The sequence below is a fragment of the Vicinamibacteria bacterium genome, assembly GCA_035620555.1.
Taxonomy (GTDB): domain Bacteria; phylum Acidobacteriota; class Vicinamibacteria; order Marinacidobacterales; family SMYC01; genus DASPGQ01.
In genome coordinates, this window is sequence record DASPGQ010000700.1 from 1 (window position 1) to 3,943 (window position 3,943).

A 3,943-nucleotide genomic window follows, 5' to 3' on the forward strand; every position below is an offset into this window, starting at 1 on the left:
CGTACCCACTGACGCGGTCGTTAGCGCGGCGTAGAGGTTGGCGCGCTTTATCGCATCGATCTCCGACAGTCCTTCGCCGAGGAACACGGCGAAAGCTCCCGATGAACGCGTCGCCGGCACCGGTCGTATCCACCGTTTCCACATTGTACGACGGCACCAGCTCGGAACTGGGTTGCGATGGTTCCCCTCGGTCACCAAGCGTCAGGAACACGCGTTCGAGCAAGTGCTCGGCGCTGGCCTTGGCCCTCATCGAGGTTCTTACCCGCTCTCCCGTCAGCCGAATGTAACACAATGGTTCGAATCTCGGTTAGGCTGTGGAAACCACCATGCAAAAAAGGATCATTCTCGACTGCGATCCTGGCCAGGACGACGCCGTCAACATTCTCTTCGCGCTCGCGGCCTCCGACAGGCTCGAGATTGCCGGGATCACGACCGTGGCCGGAAACGTACCCCTCGCCAAGACCCAGAGAAACGCACGCCTCATGTGTGAGCTCGCCCGGCGCACCGACATCCCGGTTTACGCCGGCTGCCCGCAACCCATGCTCCGCCCGCTCGTGACCGCCGAGTCCGTCCACGGTCGGGAAGGCATCGACGGCGCCGACATCCACGAGCCGTCGCTGCCATTGCGGGACGGGCATGCGGTGGACTTCATCGTCGACACCCTCCGCGCCGCCGAGGACGCCTCGATGACGCTCGTTCCCACCGGCCCTCTGACCAACGTCGCCACCGCGCTCGTCGAGGCGCCGGAGATCGCCCCCAAGATTCGCGAGATCGTCCTGATGGGAGGAGCGCTAAGAGAAGGTGGCAACGTGACGCCGTCGGCCGAGTTCAACATCTTCGTCGATCCTCATGCGGCAAAGATCGTCTTCGCCTGTGGGCGACCGTTGGTGGCCATGGGGCTCGACGTCACCCATAAAGCGCTCGCGACACCCGCCCGCCTGGAAGCGATCGGGAGGCTCGGCACCTCGGTCGGCCGCTCGGTAAAGTCGATGCTCGAGTACTTCAATCGTCACGACACGGAGAAATACGGGACCGAGGGAGCGCCTCTCCACGACCCCTGTACCGTGGCCTACCTGTTGGAGCCCGCTCTCTTCCGAGCCAAACGGGTGCACATCGACGTCGAGACGGTATCGGAGCTCACGCTGGGAGAGACGGTCGTTGACTTCTGGGGTGTCACCGCGCTTCCGCCGAACGCCCTCTGGGTCCATGAGATCGATGCGGAAGGTTTCTTCGAGCTTCTGACGGAGCGCCTGTCACGCTTACCTTGAGCTAAGCTTGCAACCGTGGACACGCGTTCCGTCGGGCTCGTTCTCGCCGGGGTCGGCGCGGCGCTCTTGACGCTGGGCCTGGTAGTCCATTGGGGCGGATTTTCCTGGTTCGGTCGGCTCCCGGGTGACATCCGCTACGAGAGCGAAACGACGCGCGTCTTCGTTCCGCTCACGTCGATGATCTTGCTATCGGTACTTGCGACCCTCGCACTCAACCTGTTGAGACGGCTTTTCTGACAGGTCGTCGAGCGTCCTCGGCTCCGAGTAGAGGTATCCCTGGGCGAGCCGGAAACCCATCTCGGCACAGACCTCCGCCTCCCGCCGGCTTTCGATGCCCTCGGCAATCGGCTCGGCGTGAAGCTCGCGCGCGGCGGCCATCAGCATCGACAAAAGCCGTCGTTTCGAGGCGCGCGCCTCGAGGAGATCCTCGAACCAGCTCATGTCGAATTTGAGGTAGTGCGGCTCGACTTCGGCCAGTTGAGCGAAGCGCTCGCCCAGACCGAAATCGTCGAGAGCCAGACCGATGTCGAGGGCATCGAGCTCTCGCTTGAGCTCTGCGGTGACGTGGGGCTTGGCGAGCGCCCCTTCATGGATCTCGAGGGCCAGCTCCTGCTCGGGCGCCCGGGTCCGAACCTGTCTCAACGACTCGATGAGCTCGGGTCGACCCAGCTCGATGGGGTGCGTGTTCAAGAACAGGCGCGGCAGCGTCAAACCCGACGAGAGAACGAGCTCGATGGCTTGTTGACGGAACAGACGCGAGAGCTCGGCTTCGCGCCCCAGGGTCTCAGCGATGCGAAAGAGGTCACATGGGCTCTCGGGCAACTCGGGATGAAGGCCCCGCCCGAGCACTTCATAGCCGACGACCTTCCCCTCGGGAATGGAAACGATCGCCTGAAAAGCGGCGGTGACCAGACGCTGATCCATGAGCTCGGCCAGCTGCCTCGTGCCAGAAACGAACTGCTGAGAGAGCACCATACGACTGATCGCCAACGTCCCGAACTCGAGCGTCTGATCCGCCGGCCGCACGAGCCCCTCGCCCTCGACGCGCCCGAGCCGGAACTCGAACTCGGCAAAGTGCAGGATGTCTCCTTCCCGGAGCAGACTCCCCGTGACTCGCTGGCGATTGACGAAGGTCCCGTTCGTGCTGTCCAGGTCCCTCAGCATCAGGTCCTCACCGTCCAGGTATATCTCGGCGTGGCGTTTGGAAACGGACTGAAACGGAAGCGTCAGGTCGAGACCGGCGATACGGCCGATCCGGAACGGAAACGAATGGATGGCGACACGCTGCAGAACACGGCCCCCTTCGAGCTTGCTCTCCAGGCACCAGGGCGACGTGCGCGTTTCTCGGGAGGTCTTTTCCATGACTTCGGGACCCCGACCCCTTCTTGTTGGCTTGGGGGAAGACCTGCTGTCATCCTCCTCCTCAGGGAGGACCTGTCTTGTTGTGAACGCTCTTAGTATGACGGATCTTTCCCGGAGAAGCTACTGGCAACCGGGCTCCCTACTTCCATTGCGCAACTTGCGGTTTTGTGAAAAGATTTTGTCTTTGTGCCGGTTGACTTTTCGATCTGCATGTCCAAGACCCCCTGATCGAGCTCTCTCGTCACGGACAGTTAAGCGACGAGTCCGTATCCGTAGTGTGCGCGTGAGCTGATGGCAGTTCATCGATCTTCGAGAGGTCTCACTCTTCCGGTCGCGGGAGAGCCCGAGCTCATGGTGGACAGCCCATCGCGTCCGGGACGAGTCGCCCTGCTCGGGGACGATTATCCCGGGATGCGGCCGACGATCTTCGTCAAAGTGGGAGACGAGGTACGAACCGGTTCGCTTCTTTTCGAGGACAAGAGGAATCCCGGCGTTCGATTCACTTCTCCGGGCTCGGGACGCGTTTCCGCCATCCATAGAGGCGAGCGGCGCGTCTTCCGGTCGATGGTGATCGAGCTTTCGGGCGGGGAGTCATCCATCTCCTTCGGGGCCTACACCGGTAAACACCCCTCGAGCCTGTCGCGCACCGAGATCACGGAGCTCCTTCTCGAATCGGGCGAATGGACCGCTCTCCGGGCGCGACCCTTCGGCGGGGTGGCAAGCCCGGCGACGAAACCGCACTCGATCTTCGTCACCGCGATGGACACGAACCCCCTGGCCGCACCGAGTGACGCCCTGCTGAGCGGCGCGGAGGCCGATTTCGAGCGCGGACTGGCCGCACTGGCGAAACTGACCGAGGGCGCGATCTTCGTCTGCACCGCCGAGCCGTCCCGGGTACCGGTTCCTTCCGAGCAACCTTTTCGCCACGAACGGTTTCGAGGTCCACACCCGGCTGGAACCGTGGGCTACCACATCCACGTCCTCGACCCGGTCGACCGAAACAAGACCGTTTGGCACATCGGGCTTCAGGACGTCGTCGCCATCGGCAGGCTCTTCGAAAGGGGTGAGCTGGATTTGAGTCGGCTCGTCTCCTTCGCCGGACCGAAGGTGCAGAGGCCGCGTCTTCTGAAGACGAGACGCGGCGCTTTTCTGGACGAGCTCGTCGAGGGTGAGCTCCATCCTGGAGACAGCCGGATCATCTCCGGATCGGTCCTCTCCGGCCGCCGCGCCATGGGGGACGCCGCGGGGTATCTCGGCCGCTACCACCAGCAGGTTTCCGTAATCGCTGAAGATCGCGAGCGGGTGTTTCTCGG

At 63.1% G+C, this 3,943-nt stretch carries 4 protein-coding genes; 3 read left to right on the forward strand and 1 reads right to left on the reverse strand.

Annotated features, from left to right (window positions below):
* The first annotated feature begins 326 nt into the window (after window positions 1-326).
* Together VEK15_28250 and VEK15_28255 are read left to right on the forward strand one after the other, a co-directional pair.
* Entirely contained in the window at window positions 327-1,268 is a 942-nt protein-coding gene (locus tag VEK15_28250) for a nucleoside hydrolase (protein HXV64622.1), read from the forward strand.
* Between the two features lie 15 nt (window positions 1,269-1,283).
* Window positions 1,284-1,505 carry a DUF2905 domain-containing protein gene (locus VEK15_28255; GenBank protein HXV64623.1) on the forward strand — a complete coding sequence of 74 codons (222 nt, stop codon included), beginning with the start codon at window positions 1,284-1,286 and terminating at the stop codon, window positions 1,503-1,505.
* Here VEK15_28255 and VEK15_28260 read toward each other — a convergent pair.
* A complete protein-coding gene (locus VEK15_28260; protein ID HXV64624.1) occupies window positions 1,455-2,630 on the reverse strand; it encodes an EAL domain-containing protein in 1,176 nt (391 codons plus the stop codon). The two genes, VEK15_28255 and VEK15_28260, sit on opposite strands and share 51 nt — an antisense overlap.
* Before the next feature lie 291 nt (window positions 2,631-2,921).
* Here VEK15_28260 and nqrA point away from each other — a divergent pair.
* A partial coding sequence (gene nqrA / locus VEK15_28265) for an NADH:ubiquinone reductase (Na(+)-transporting) subunit A (protein ID HXV64625.1) occupies window positions 2,922-3,943 on the forward strand: 1,022 nt, incomplete at its 3' end.